Source organism: Psychrobacter sp. TPE 89C (assembly GCF_055522395.1).
This window is the reverse complement of sequence record NZ_JBVFXW010000063.1, coordinates 1-13,580: the sequence shown is the minus strand read 5'-3', so window position 1 is coordinate 13,580 and position 13,580 is coordinate 1. Positions and strand designations below refer to the sequence as shown.

General features: G+C 41.0%; 11 protein-coding genes. 5 read left to right on the top strand and 6 right to left on the bottom strand.

Going from position 1 to position 13,580, the window contains the following annotated elements; genetic code table 11:
• Positions 1–2,492 (top strand): DEAD/DEAH box helicase family protein (locus ACZW67_RS13175; RefSeq protein WP_465183625.1); only part of this gene is annotated, 2,492 nt, incomplete at its 5' end.
• A 255-nt stretch (positions 2,493–2,747) separates the two neighbouring features.
• Here the strand turns inward: ACZW67_RS13175 and tkt are convergent.
• The 3 genes from tkt to ACZW67_RS13160 form a co-directional block, all read right to left on the bottom strand.
• The gene (gene tkt / locus ACZW67_RS13170) at positions 2,748–4,745 is read right to left on the bottom strand and encodes a transketolase (RefSeq protein ID WP_465183624.1); all 1,998 of its coding nucleotides are present in this window, start codon (positions 4,743–4,745) and stop codon (positions 2,748–2,750) included.
• Positions 4,746–5,016: 271 nt separating this feature from the next.
• A complete protein-coding gene (gene serS / locus ACZW67_RS13165) occupies positions 5,017–6,303 on the bottom strand; it encodes a serine--tRNA ligase (protein WP_465183623.1) in 1,287 nt (428 codons plus the stop codon).
• A 17-nt stretch (positions 6,304–6,320) separates the two neighbouring features.
• Entirely contained in the window at positions 6,321–6,515 is a 195-nt protein-coding gene (locus ACZW67_RS13160) for a hypothetical protein (protein WP_465183622.1), read from the bottom strand.
• Between the two features lie 209 nt (positions 6,516–6,724).
• Here ACZW67_RS13160 and ACZW67_RS13155 point away from each other — a divergent pair, with 209 nt between their 5' ends.
• Entirely contained in the window at positions 6,725–7,384 is a 660-nt protein-coding gene (locus ACZW67_RS13155) for a YcxB family protein (protein WP_465183621.1), read from the top strand.
• 230 nt (positions 7,385–7,614) lie between these two features.
• Positions 7,615–8,094, top strand: coding sequence for a Dps family protein (locus tag ACZW67_RS13150; RefSeq protein WP_465183620.1), 480 nt, complete (start codon positions 7,615–7,617; stop codon positions 8,092–8,094).
• Between the two features lie 98 nt (positions 8,095–8,192).
• Here the strand turns inward: ACZW67_RS13150 and ACZW67_RS13145 are convergent, their stop codons facing one another.
• The 3 genes from ACZW67_RS13145 to ACZW67_RS13135 form a co-directional block, all read right to left on the bottom strand.
• Positions 8,193–8,876 (bottom strand): DUF2057 family protein, encoded by a 684-nt coding sequence (locus ACZW67_RS13145; protein WP_465183619.1) that lies wholly within the window; start codon positions 8,874–8,876, stop codon positions 8,193–8,195.
• A gap of 227 nt (positions 8,877–9,103) precedes the next feature.
• Entirely contained in the window at positions 9,104–9,907 is an 804-nt protein-coding gene (gene hda, locus ACZW67_RS13140) for a DnaA regulatory inactivator Hda (RefSeq protein WP_465183618.1), read from the bottom strand.
• Positions 9,908–10,236: 329 nt separating this feature from the next.
• Complete coding sequence (locus ACZW67_RS13135) at positions 10,237–11,343, bottom strand: AI-2E family transporter (protein ID WP_465183617.1); 1,107 nt, start codon at positions 11,341–11,343, stop codon at positions 10,237–10,239.
• 340 nt (positions 11,344–11,683) lie between these two features.
• Here ACZW67_RS13135 and purM point away from each other — a divergent pair, with 340 nt between their 5' ends.
• Together purM and purN are read left to right on the top strand one after the other, a co-directional pair.
• Entirely contained in the window at positions 11,684–12,733 is a 1,050-nt protein-coding gene (gene purM / locus ACZW67_RS13130; protein WP_465183616.1) for a phosphoribosylformylglycinamidine cyclo-ligase, read from the top strand.
• Positions 12,733–13,419 (top strand): phosphoribosylglycinamide formyltransferase, encoded by a 687-nt coding sequence (gene purN, locus ACZW67_RS13125; RefSeq protein ID WP_465183615.1) that lies wholly within the window; start codon positions 12,733–12,735, stop codon positions 13,417–13,419. The genes purM and purN overlap by 1 nt, the downstream gene beginning before the upstream one ends.
• Positions 13,420–13,580: the final 161 nt, after the last annotated feature.

Below are 13,580 nucleotides of genomic sequence, written 5' to 3'. Positions count from 1 at the left end.
AGCTAAGTTTCTACGCCAAGGTTGGATGGAAAATAATTTACCAAAACTGTTTCATGATATGGGATGTACTTCTTTTATCTTGGATTGACTATACTTACGCCTATCCTAGAGACGTACAAGATCAAGTTTGGTCAGACTGGTTTACTAAAAAAGATAAAAAAAACCTAGTGATCAAAATGAATACAGGCTCTGGTAAGACTGTAGTTGGATTAATGATTCTTCAGAGTAGTCTGAATGAATTAAAAGGTCCTGCACTGTACGTATGCCCTAACAATCAATTAGCTTCTCAGGTGATCGAAACTGCTAATGAATTAAATTTAAGTGTTACCGATGATGTAAAGTCTTTTGAATTTCAGAACTCAAAGTCAATCGGTGTTATTACGATACAAAAATTAGTTAATGGGATGTCAGTCTTTGGTATTAATACACAAAAAATTAGTATTGGTTCATTAATAATTGATGATGCACACGCTTGTTTAGATATCATTGAAGATCAATTCACTTTAGAAATTCCAAGAGATTCTGATTGCGGACAAGAGCTTTGGGAACTATTTTCAGAGGATTTAAAGAGACAGTACGAAACAAAATATATTGAACTAGAGGCATTTGATCCTCATGAATTTGCTTTAATTCCATATTGGGATTGGCAAAGTAGACTAGAAAAAACTTATAGCTTATTAAGAGATAGCAAAGATGAGAGTTTTTTGAAATTTAAATGGGGACTAGTAAAGCACTACCTCAAATACTGTAGCTGTGTTTGTACACATAAATCATTCGAGATATCGCCATTTCAAATACCTATCGACGTGATAAATACATTGAGGAATACAGATAGAATAATTTTTATGACTGCTACCATGGCTGATGACTCAATACTTTTTAGCCACTTCAATGTAGAAGATTATTCAAAAGACAATGTAATACAGCCCAAGAACTGTAATGATATAGGCGAAAGACTGATTTTGATACCTAAAGCAATCGATCCTAACGTTGATGAAGACAGTATAAGAAAGTTTTGCAAAGAAAAATCAGAGTCAATTAATGTTGTTGTTATTGTACCCTCTTATGAAAAAGCTAAACTCTGGGCCAATCATTCTGATTTGATCTTAGACAGTGAGAATATAGATGAAGGCGTTGATAGCCTAAAAAATGGACATATTGGACTTGTTGTTTTAGTTAATCGTTATGACGGAATAGACCTGCCCGATGAAGCTTGTAGATTATTAGTGATTGATGGTGTACCACCAATCACTAGGTATATCGATAAAATGGAAAATGATTATCTAGGTGCTTCTTCTTCATCTAGGTTGATTCAGAAAATAGAACAAGGTATGGGAAGAGGAGTACGTTCTAACCTTGATTACTGCGCTGTAATACTAATGGATTCTAGCCTTACGGACATAATATACAACAGCAACGCTACTGAAAATTTCTCTCCAGCTACCAAAGCACAATACGACCTATCTGCTAACGTTACAGAACAAATTAAAGAACAAAATTCTAGCTATGAAGATGCAATCGGTATGTGTTTAGATCGTGAGGACAACTGGGTAGAGATAAGTAAATCCATATTGAATGACATTATAAGCTTAAACAAGGAGCCATCTAGTAAAGCTAAAACTTTACGTAGTATTTATAATCAAAGTATTAGTGGTACTAATATCGAGATCGCTGTACCTGCTTTTCAAGATCTCATCAATAAGACGGACAGTATGAAAGAAAAAGGTTATCTCAAACAGATCTTATCTACATACCTTAATGTTTTGAACCCTACAAAATCACAAGAAATTCAATTATCTGCAAAGAAATCGAACAACTTACTGTTACGTCCCTTACAAGGCATTAGCTATACTAAAGTACAGTTGAAGGACACGAACCAATCTAAAAGATGTATTGAATACCTTGAAAAATATATGGAAGACACTAATGGGCTTGTTTTCTTATATGATAGCTTAGTAAAAAACCTTGAGTTTAACCCAAAAGCTTCAGCAAAATTGTTTGAAAAAGCGTTAGCAGAAATTGTGTTACTTATAGGCTTCAGCAGCGAGCAGCCTGATGCAACCATAAATAAAGGTCCAGATGTATTGCTCAATATATATCCAAATGTCTATTTGATAATAGAATGTAAAAACCAAGCAGAGAATGAAAAAATAACTAAAAACTATTGTGGCCAGTTACTAAACTCTACTCAGTGGTTTGTAGATACTTATAAGCCTATTGAAAATGAATTTTCTTATACTCCTATCATTATTTATCCGAGTAAGACTTTTGACTATCATGCTTCTCCAATGAGAAATTTTAGAGTCATGACGGATACTGAACTTAATAAGCTGAAAGGTAATATCTATATGTTCATTCAGGAAATAATATCTAGTCCTGAGATACTTACAAGCTTTGAAAAAGTAAATCAGAGCTTAAAAAACTTCAATCTAATTCATTCTGATTTCGTCACAGAATATACATGCAGCTATGTTACGAGTGAAAAGAGTTAATCATTTAGATCTTAACTTAAGATCATATTATTTTTCTAGCAATTTACAACACAAACCACTATTGATACCATTAAGAATTTAATTTTATCACTAGCCTTAACAATAGTTTCATTCTGCTGACGATAATAGTGGTTTAAATACAAGCGAACGATAGAATTAGCTCCAAATTGACCTGAAACTAAAAACCCAACCATAAAAAAAAGCCACTAGATTTCTCTAGTAGCTCTTTTTTAAACACTAACTAAGTTAGGTTTATTACACCAAACTATTTACCGCATCAACTACAGCGTCAGTTGTAATACCGAACTCTTTATACAAGTCGCTAGCAGGAGCAGATTCGCCGTAAGTGGTCATACCGATAACTTTGCCATCTAGACCAACAAACTTATACCAGTAATCTACATGCGCCGCTTCGACTGCTACGCGTGCACGGATATTGGCAGGTAATACGGCTTCACGATAGCTAGCATCTTGCTCAACGAAAATCTCAGCACATGGCATAGAGACCACACGGACGCCAACGCCATTTGCGCTCAATGTCTCATACGCTTCCATCGCTAGGCCAACTTCTGAACCAGTGGCTATGATGATGGCTTGTAGCTCGCCTTGCTCTTTCGCAAGTACATAGCCACCTTTGGTGATGTTGGCTACTTGCTCACTATCACGTGCTTGATGTGGCAAGCTTTGACGACTAAAGATTAACGCTGATGGGTTATTTTCAGACTTGATTGCTTCTACCCAAGCGCTTACAGATTCAGTCGCATCACACGGGCGCCATGTGCGTAGATTTGGCGTGGTACGTAGGCTAGTTAATTGCTCAACTGGCTGATGCGTTGGGCCATCTTCACCCAGACCGATAGAGTCATGCGTATAGACATGGATGACACGCTGCTTCATGAGTGCGCCCATGCGTACCGCGTTACGTGCGTATTCCATAAACATAAGGAACGTCGCTACGTAAGGGATAAAGCCGCCATGTAATGCGATACCATTGGCAATCGCGGTCATACCGAACTCACGTACGCCATAATAAATATAGTTGCCGTCAGCGTCTTTTTCGATGCCTTTAGCGCCTTTGAATAGCGTAAGGTTCGAGCCAGCTAAATCCGCTGAACCGCCTAGCAATTCTGGTAATAATGGCTGTAAGGTATTGATAGCGTTTTGACTGGCTTTACGGCTAGCAACATCGCCACCCGCTTCTTGCGTTTGCTGAATATAGGCTTGTGCTTGACTATCAAAATCAGCAGGCAAATCACCATTTAGACGGCGTAATAGCTCAGACGCCAGTTCAGGATAGGCTTTCTTATAAGCGTCAAAGTCAGCTTCCCAGTTCTTTTGCTGGACATCACCTTTGGCTTTAGCATCCCACGCTTCATAGATTTCATCATCTAATTCAAACGGGGCATGCTTCCAAGACAATGCATCACGAGTCAAAGCGATTTCGTCATCACCTAGTGGTGCGCCATGACTGGCTGCTAGACCTTGTTTGTTCGGGCTACCAGCACCGATCGTAGTTTTGCAAATCAAAAGACTTGGTTTGGTAGTCTCTTTAAGCGCTTGTTCAGTTGCTTGAGTGATCGCATCAGCATCATGACCATCTACTTTGATAACTTGCCAGCCATAAGACTCAAAACGCGCTTGCGTATCATCAGTGAACCAGCCTTCGACATTACCGTCGATAGAGATGCCATTGTCATCATAGAAGAAGACCAGCTTACCAAGACCTAACGTGCCAGCTAGCGAACACACTTCATGACTGATACCTTCCATCAAGCAACCATCGCCTAAGAATGCGTAGGTGTTATGGTCAACGATGTTGTGGCCGTCACGATTGAACTGTGCCGCTAAAGTTTTTTCTGCAATTGCAAAACCAACGGCATTGGCGATACCTTGACCTAGTGGGCCAGTAGTCGTCTCGACACCTGGTGTATAACCAAGCTCAGGATGACCTGGAGTTTTTGAATGCAGCTGGCGGAAACCTTTCAGATCATCGATGCTCAAATCATAACCAGATAAATGCAGCAATGAGTAAATAAGCATTGAGCCATGGCCGTTCGATAAGACAAAGCGGTCACGGTTATGCCACTGTGGATCGGTTGGGTTGTGCTTCAAAAACTTGCGCCACAGAACTTCAGCAATATCAGCCATGCCCATCGGAGCACCTGGATGACCAGAGTTGGCTTTTTGTACCGCGTCAAACGACAGTACACGAATGGCATTGGCTAATTTACGTTCGCTAATTGGAGCTGGCATAGAGTGTCCTAATATTCAAATGAGGGGTATGGCTGATAAGAGGAGAGTTTACTCAAAGGGTAATAAAATAAGGACGCAAAATGCGCCCTTACCGTGTTGGCTATAAAATCAAAGTGCAATATTAACATATTTGGTGCAAGTCACGCCAAAAAATGGCATGGCTTAGCGGTGAGTATTTCACAGTAATTTGTATCAGTTTTATCAAACTGCCCTATATTAAAAAGCTATGAGTCATCTTAGTAGCTCACAGCTGGTATAAGCAAGGTAGCTATTAAACTGAAATCGTCTCAGCACCGCCCATAAACGGACGCAATACTTCTGGAATCGTGATGCTACCATCAGCATTTTGATGATTTTCCATCACTGCCAGTAGCGTACGACCAACTGCCAAGCCTGACCCGTTCAAAGTATGAGCTAAGCTGGTTTGCTTGCCATCTTTGACACGCGTACCCATGCGGCGCGCTTGGAAGTCACCACAATTAGAGCAGCTTGAGATTTCGCGATAGGTATCTTGGCTCGGTAACCAGACTTCGATGTCATAAGTTTTTTGTGCGGCAAAACCCATATCACTCGTACATAGCTGAACCGTGCGGTATGGCAGGTTTAACTGCTGCAAGATGTATTCAGCCTGTCCTGTCATCGCCTCTAGCAACTCATCAGACTGCTCAGCCGTCGCAATATTGACCATCTCAACTTTTTCAAACTGATGCTGACGGATCAGACCACGAGTATCACGACCATGAGAGCCCGCTTCACTACGGAAACAAGGCGTATGCGCGGTAAATTTAAGTGGCAGCTCACTGATATCCAGACGCTCGCCACGTACCAAGTTGGTCATTGGCACTTCGGCGGTAGGAATCAAATAAAAGTCCATATCTTCGTTATTAGTATGATTTTTCAATTTAAATAAATCATCTTCAAACTTAGGCAATTGCCCTGTACCTTTGAGGCTGTCTGAATTCACAATATAAGGCACGTAGGTCTCAAGATAGCCGTACTTCATAGTATGCGTATTGAGCATAAATTGAATCAGTGCACGATGCATCTGCGCCAACTGTCCTTTTAGCACATTAAAGCGACTGCCAGTCAGCTTGGTCGCCGCTTCAAAATCAAGCATTCCAAGTGTCTCACCAATATAAGTGTGATCTTGAATCTCAAAGTCAAACGTACGCGGTGTACCCCATGTACGTACTTCTACGTTATCATCTTCTGACGCACCCACTGGCACATCGGCTGCTGGAATATTAGGGATTTGCATGCCAGCTTTGGTGATACGCTCTTGCAAAGTGCGCAATTCATCTTCAGCCGCTTTAATCTCACCACTGACGCTCTGCATCTCAGCCAATAGCTCACTGGCATCTTCGCCTGATTTTTTTAGCGCGCCCACTTGCTTAGCACCAGCATTACGGCGCGACTGCAATTCTTCAGTCTTGATCTGCAAAGATTTACGCTCTGACTCAACCGTTTGCCAAAAATCCATGTCAAGTGCATAACCACGAGTGGCCAGTTGCTGTTGTAAGTCGATTAAATCGCCGCGTAAGAGTTTCGGATCAATCATAATAGTTGCCTGTAACGCTAGAAGTGAATAAGAGGTTTAAAAGTTTTATTTTTAAAGGTACTAGTTTTAAAGGTGCTGCTTTTATCAAAATAAGTGGTAGCCGCTATAATACCAAGACCCATCTCATTTGACCATGTTTTGGCGATACTTTCATTCATCGCTTTGATGATTAATAGCATGCGATTTTTAACTTGATAATATGCTTTAAGCATTCACAAGCCCTCATAATCATCATCCGTATTAATTAATCGCTATAATATCGCGTCTATCCGTGAACAGTGCTGCTTATATGTTTCATTTGAGAGCGCTTTTCGGTAAGATAAGTGCATACCTTTTTTCACTTTCAGCCAAGTGCCGCGTAGCTGCTGCACTTTGGTGATTTAAACCCAACACTTTTAACACAAGTATTTGAGAAACCTTTATGGCCCTGTACCCCTACACGCTGCAACCTGTCGCCTTAAACCTAACTGAGGCAGAATTTCACCAAGCACAATACGAGCTATTTTCTAGTGCCAGCCCTTCTTTTGGTCTAAAAAGCATCAAAATGAAAGAGTGGATCATTATGGCAGTAGTCGTGGTACTAGCGATTGCAGGGTTGGTCTTTGTCACAGGCTACTCAACCATTATTTTTTGGTTAATGTTGGTTTCAGTGGTGGTGTACTTACTGGTTCGTACCCTTGGTTTTAAATGGTATGTTAAAAGAGAATTCGAAAAACAAGTGGCCGACCAAGAAATGCCAGATGAGATGCGCCAAATGAAACTGGGTGTACAGAAGCATGGCTTAGTGATGGCCATGCCTGTCAATCAACCTGATTTGATGAAAAACTCGCAAATGCGTGGTATGCAAATGCGCGCGAGCAATACTCAACAAGCAGTTATCCCATGGTCTTCTGTCAAAAGCTGGGATGAGACTGATGATTACATCTTTATCATGTTTGAGATGAAAGGTCAGCAAGGCAGCCAAATTGTGCCTAAACGCCTGCAAGCACAGAAATTCCCAATCGACACAGTGCGTCAGCATTTAGAGGAATTCATTGCCGTTAAAGGATTAAACCCTGAGAACTTACAACCACCAGCATAAAACATTAAATAGCTCTTTATTGCTCATTTATTGAACGATAAAGGGTTTAGCTCTTTTGATAAACCAATCGCATTATTGTATTTATTAAACTTAACTTGTCGATGATGCTTTGTTATTATAATAGGCATCAGAAGAAAGATTGCAGAAGCGCTAGGTTATATAAATAAGTTACAGTTATAACTTTCTTCATTTAATTTTTATATCAACACTCACACTATAAGGATAATATTATGAGTAATAATGAGACTAACCAAATCGGTCTAGAAAGAGCAGACATGAGCGAAGTAATTGCTAAGTTAAATGGCCTATTATCAAGCTACCATATGTTTTATATTAATGTACGCGGCTATCACTGGAACGTAAAAGGTGAGCATTTCTTCACTTTACATCCAAAGTTTGAAGAACTATATACCTCACTACAAATACAAATTGATGAAATCGCTGAACGTATTCTAACGCTAGGCGGCACGCCATTACATGCTTACAGCGACTTTGCTCAGCATACCAGCATTAGCGAAGATAAAAACGTTAAAGACGGCACGACCTGTGTTAAAGGCGTAGTAAAAGGCCTACAAGAGCTTATCGAAGAACAGCGTCAAGTATCTACTCTAGCAGCAGAAGGCGAAGACCAAGGGTCAGCTGATCTTGTCGATGCATATGTACAAGAGCAAGAAAAGTTAGTATGGATGTACAACGCCTTTTTGGGTTAATAGTAGCCAGAATAAAATGAGATAAAGCTATAATGTACAAATAAAAAAGCACCTAGATAGGTGCTTTTTTATTGTTAAGTATTTACGAAAACGGTAATTTATTTTTGAATCCACTGGCTCATTTTTTCACGCTCAGCAGGTGTTGCTTGTAGCCAGATTTGCATAAACTGATCTAAATTACTGTTAGATGAATTAACGCTTGTCGTTTGCTGTACAGTATTCTGATTTGCAACAGCTGGCTTGTCTAATGATGCAATAACACGTTGGTTTTGCATCTCAGCATCACCCGAGCCACCAAATACACCGCCTATTACGTTACCCAAACCTGAAAACAATCCACCTTGGTTATTGGCCATACTTTGCTGGCTAGCGATCACAGTATTGTTCTGCTGTACGGCCAATGTTGGCTGCTTGGCATATTCTTTAGCCGCTTTATACTCTTCTGGTTGACTTGGCATAGTCAAACGATAGGTTTGATTATCAGCCAATTGTGCTGTCACACTGACGTTACCCGAACGTAGATAGTCATGTTCATCACTGTTCAGTCTATATAAGCGGTCATATTTAGCAGTAATAGCATGTTGTCCAGGTTCAAGCGTGAGCTTTTTCACCAGAGGTTGAAAAGCACTCTGCTGAAGTTCTTGCCCATTAATCGCAGTGACCTTGATATGGTCATCAACCAACAGAGTGACCTCTGCTTGCGACAGCATAGGGACAGAGCTTGCACCAATGAGTAACGTACCGATAGTCAATTTTTTTAGCAAAGAAGCATTGGGTTTCATAAGTGATTCCATTAATAGTAAAAACATTTTAGATAAAAGTATTCTTATTTCTAGGGCGTGTCTTCATTTTAAAAATGGTGATAAAAGTGAGATAAATTGCCGTCAAACAAGAAAAATAGCGCAGATAATATCGGGATATTAACTAGCTATTTGACGTAGTTTGGCAAGATTTAGCCATTTTTAGCCCATTTAGATGAATATCGAGTGAATTGAAGACACGCCCTAGGCTAAAAGTCGAATGGCATAGTATGTTGATCTTGATCTGCAGCGTCATGATCTACTTGCGTCTCTTGCGCAATATCAGCAAGCTCTGCGGCTAGTGTCTGCTCATCAATAGTACGTAACGCATCAGTTATGACTGCTTTGGATATGTTATTGCGGCCAAGGTTAGAAAACATCGGTTGAATATAATTGAGCACGTCCATCATCGCCCCGATACGGTGAGGTCCTTCCGTAAGCAAATAGTCAATAATTCGATCATCAAACTGCCAGCCACGTCGACGCAAGATAGACTGCAACAATGCCTGACGATCTGCCAGATCATGACCATTAGGTACTTTAAACGTAGGTGCTTGTGCCAAACGGGTCAATAAATCTCTCAGCTGAAAAGGTAAATCATCAGCAGGTTTATTGGCTGCAAACAGTAACTGGCGCTGACCTTCACGACTACGATTAATCAAATGGAATAAAGCTTCTTGCCACTGACTGCTTTGCTCAAGGACTTCTAAATCGTCGATTGCGATCAGATCAAAGTTCTCTAAAGATGAAAGCACGTGGACATCGGCATGAATCAACTCGTTGAGTGACAAACAAATCGCGGATTTGTCCATCTCAATAAACGATTCACAGATTGCTGATAGCAAATGAGACTTACCAGTAGCAGGACTACCAAATAGATACAGCTGTCCTATCAGGCCGACATGTAACTGCCGCACTGCATCAATAATCGACATCCAACCAGGACCGGCAAAGTCGCTTAGACTTGCATCATGCTTAATGTCCAGATTGAGACTTAGCTGTGCTTCTGCCATGAATCATCAACTCGTTTTACGTAACACAATGGAAAATAGGAGGCATAACGGTCGTAGAACTGACTTTACTGTGTTCAATACGACTTAATATAAACTTGTGGCGTTGGTCTGCCGTGTTCTTGGCTATGGACATATCGTCGAACTGCTATTATCAAAATAGCTCTTACCAACGAATAACCACTGATACTACTAACACTGCGCCTATATATAACATATTTGCAAAATGACTGACAAGTCTTTTACCTATTAAGCCTTATCAACCACCTTTCATCTCTCTCATAATTCTACTGCCAATTTATGATAAACACGTTAATTTGACAGTAAATTATCTAATTCTTTTCAAACAAAGCCAATTGCTTACGGCCTTTATAAAAATCAGTCGAACGATAGTAAGCGTATAAATGGCGGAACAATACATTAAGCACCGCTGAGACAGGCAAGGCTATCAACATACCAACGAAACCTAATAGGCTTGCCCCTGCCAATACGGAAAAGATAACCCATAGCGGTGATAGACCAATCTTATCACCTAATAGCAACGGCTGCAGTACATAACCCTCAGCGGCCTGCCCAACCAAAAATGCACCAGCGATTAATGACAGATAAGTCCAGTCTAGTCCAAATTGGAAGAGGCATGCAGTAATGGCAGCGATGAAACCGATACCAAACCCCAAATAAGGAACAAAGCTAGCAACCCCCGCAACCATACCAATGATAAGTCCAAGCTCAAGACCAATGAGCTGCAACTGCACCGCATAAATCATGCCCAACAGCACCATTACAAATAACTGACCTTTAATAAAAGCCATCAATGCACGATCACACTCTCTGGCAATCTGAACAAACTTTTCATTATAAGCCGTTGGAACCGCCATTTTCCAAGTATGTAAACGCTGATCCCAGTTGAATAAGAAATAAAATGTCAGAATAGGCACTAATACGATGAGTCCCGCATTATTAATAAAGCTCATACTTGAGGCAATGATATGACTCATCATCGTGCTGGCATCTTCGAATTTATAATTCGTTTGCATGTAATCGACCAGCGTCTCAGAAAACCCTTTTGACTCCAGCTCAGGTAAACTAATACGGCTGTTATTAACAAACCATTCTCGCACCACTTGGTTATACCAGTTCAACACTTTGGGTAAGTAGTCCCACGCCGCTTGTAACTGATTCCACAATGTCGGTATCAACCACCATAGCAGCAGCACCATTCCTAACGTGATGGTCGAATAGACAATGATAATTGCTATCCAGCGTTTGATATATTTCGATAGGCGTTTGACCAGCGGATTGAATAAGTAAGCGAGTACGAAAGCAAAAACAAACGGTATAATGACGGGCATCATTAAATACAATAAAAAGACAACCACCACCATAGCAACGACGATAAATAAGCGTCGAAAAAAGAGGTCGATTGGTTGGTTCATCATAACAAGTTATCCTAGGCTTAGGCTGATTTAAGGTTGCGATATGATTGCTTTGAAATAAGTGTTATTGAGTAACAACACCTTAATAGCAAACAGTTATTGACAGTAAATTTAGATTCCCATTATCGCAGAGTACCGTTAAAAATCAGTCATTTTTTGTTTCTTGACGCTTTATTTGCTACTTAAAGCAAGTCTTCACTAAATATCAGTCAAATATCCGCAAGTTGCTTTGCGAGTATGGGTCGTTTTTGGGTATAATGCGCCCACTATATTCAGAATTAACACGACCAACTCGCTTTTCTACCGATAGACCTTCATTCCCTATAAAATTTGTGAGATGACCATGAGTAACAAGCCTTCTTTAAGCTACAAAGATGCCGGCGTTGATATTGATGCAGGCGATGCGTTGGTTCAACGTATTAAATCAGTGGCAAAAGCCACCTCTCGTCCTGAGGTTGTGGGCGGACTTGGCGGTTTTGGCGCGCTTTGTCGTATTCCGACCGGTTACACCTCACCTTTATTGGTTTCAGGCACTGACGGCGTCGGTACCAAGCTTAAACTGGCCTTGCAACTGCATCGTCATGACACTATCGGTATTGATTTGGTCGCTATGTGCGTCAATGATCTGTTGGTTTGCGGTGCTGAACCATTATTCTTCTTAGATTACTACGCAACAGGCAAGCTTGACGTTGACGTAGCAGCGACTGTCGTCACTGGTATTGGCGAAGGTTGTAAACTGTCAAACTGTGCGCTCATCGGTGGTGAGACAGCTGAAATGCCAGGCATGTATCAAGATGACGATTATGACCTAGCTGGATTCTGTGTGGGCGTGGTTGAAGAAGCCGAAGTAATCACTGGTGAAAATGTCGCAGAAGGTGATGTATTGATCGCCCTTGGCTCAAGTGGCGCGCATTCAAACGGCTATTCATTGGTTCGTAAAGTTATCGAAGTAAGTGGCGTTGATGTCACTACTAGCGATGCACAATTAGACGGTCAGCCTATCCAAGACGCACTCATGGCCCCTACTCGTATCTATGTTAAAGCCATCAAAGCTTTGCAAGACACTCTTGGTAGTTCAGCCCTTCATGCCATGTCACATATCACAGGTGGTGGCCTGACAGATAACTTACCGCGTGTATTGCCTGAAACACTAGCCGCTAGCATCGATACCAATAGCTGGCAGTTTTCAGAGCTATTCACTTGGTTACAAACCCAAGGTAACATCGAGCAGAGTGAAATGTACCGCACCTTTAACTGCGGTGTTGGCTTTGTAATTGTTGTTCCTAAAGATAAAGCTGAAGCGGCTATCAATATATTGAATGACGCTGGCGAAAAAGCATGGCAGTTAGGCGAAATGGTCAGTCGTGAAGTGGATGCAGTGGTGTACCGTTAATGCTAGCCAATAATACCAGTCGCGCCAACAAGCCGTTACGTATCGCTGTTCTGGTATCAGGCAGTGGTAGCAATTTGCAAGTATTGATCGATGCCATGCAAGCTGGCGCACTACCGATCGAGATAGTAGGTGTCATTAGCAATCGTGATGACGCTTATGCCATCACACGTGCCAATGATGCTAATATTCCAGTCGCGTTACTGTCACACGTTGCCAACGGCAAACGCATGGGTATCAAAACTTTTGAAACTCATGCAAACGCACAGCTTGTTGAATGGCAACCTGATTTAATAGTGTTAGCCGGTTTTATGCGTGTATTAAGTGGCCCATTTATCGACAATGCGCCAGCGCCTATGATTAACTTACACCCTTCTCTATTGCCTGTTTACAAGGGACTTGATACCCATCAACGAGCTATTCAAGCCGGTGAGCGTCACCATGGCTGTAGTATTCATGTTGTCACTGCTGAGCTCGATGCAGGCACTGTTTTGACTCAAGCGCTGTTAGAGATCAATCAAACAGAGACGGCTAATAGTTTACAAGCACGTGTACAAAAACTTGAGCATAAATTGCTACCTTGGACAATTTTGCTATTAGCAAATAAAGTATTGTCACTTGATACTAGCAATACAGCTAAAGCAAGTTACTTGCCAGCTTTGCCATTACAGCTTTTTATGAACGTTTAGATTGGCATTAGAGTACGATACATTAGCTCAAACCTAGGGCGTGTCATCAATTAGCACATTAATACATTTAGTGGCCTTAAAATGGCTAAATTTTGCTAAACATCGTCAGAAATTTTGTCAATATGTTCATATTAACGGCAATTTCTTCCTTGTTTATCTAC

Coding starts and splice junctions, on each gene's coding strand:
- purM (WP_465183616.1), top strand. CDS start 11,684: ATGAGTAACAAGCCTTCTTTAAGCTACAAAGATGCCGGCGTTGATATT.
- ACZW67_RS13160 (WP_465183622.1), bottom strand. CDS start 6,515: ATGCTTAAAGCATATTATCAAGTTAAAAATCGCATGCTATTAATCATC.
- tkt (WP_465183624.1), bottom strand. CDS start 4,745: ATGCCAGCTCCAATTAGCGAACGTAAATTAGCCAATGCCATTCGTGTA.
- ACZW67_RS13135 (WP_465183617.1), bottom strand. CDS start 11,343: ATGATGAACCAACCAATCGACCTCTTTTTTCGACGCTTATTTATCGTC.
- ACZW67_RS13145 (WP_465183619.1), bottom strand. CDS start 8,876: ATGAAACCCAATGCTTCTTTGCTAAAAAAATTGACTATCGGTACGTTA.
- purN (WP_465183615.1), top strand. CDS start 12,733: ATGCTAGCCAATAATACCAGTCGCGCCAACAAGCCGTTACGTATCGCT.
- serS (WP_465183623.1), bottom strand. CDS start 6,303: ATGATTGATCCGAAACTCTTACGCGGCGATTTAATCGACTTACAACAG.
- ACZW67_RS13150 (WP_465183620.1), top strand. CDS start 7,615: ATGAGTAATAATGAGACTAACCAAATCGGTCTAGAAAGAGCAGACATG.
- ACZW67_RS13155 (WP_465183621.1), top strand. CDS start 6,725: ATGGCCCTGTACCCCTACACGCTGCAACCTGTCGCCTTAAACCTAACT.
- hda (WP_465183618.1), bottom strand. CDS start 9,907: ATGGCAGAAGCACAGCTAAGTCTCAATCTGGACATTAAGCATGATGCA.